This window comes from Streptomyces sp. WM6386, from assembly GCF_000972385.1.
Taxonomy (GTDB): Bacteria; Actinomycetota; Actinomycetes; order Streptomycetales; family Streptomycetaceae; genus Streptomyces.
Genome location: NZ_JXTE01000818.1, coordinates 1 through 304 on the forward strand (window position 1 = coordinate 1; position 304 = coordinate 304).

Annotated in this window: 1 protein-coding gene; it reads right to left on the reverse strand. The window is 63.8% G+C overall.

Annotation, left to right across the window (positions count from 1 at the left end; all coding sequences use genetic code 11):
- Positions 1–304: cbb3-type cytochrome c oxidase subunit I (locus TN53_RS43810; RefSeq protein ID WP_046264526.1), on the reverse strand; the 304-nt coding region annotated here is incomplete at both ends.

The window sequence follows — 304 nt, forward strand, 5'->3', positions numbered from 1 at the left end:
CGTCGCCCACTCCAGCGAGCGGCCGTAGCCCCACGGGTCGTCGACCTCGACCTTCTTGCCGTACTTGGCCGTCTTCCACACGTTGTAGAAGAAGGGCAGCAGCGACGCGCCGAGCACGAACGAGAAGATGCTCGACAGTGTGTTGAGCGGGGTGAGGCCCTCCACCGCGAGATAGTCCGGAATCCGGCGCTGCATACCGTTCACGCCCAGCCAGTGCTGGACCAGGAAGGTGCCGTGGAAGCCGATGAACAGCGTCCAGAAGGTGATCTTGCCGAGGCGCTCGTCGAGCATCTTGCCGGTCATC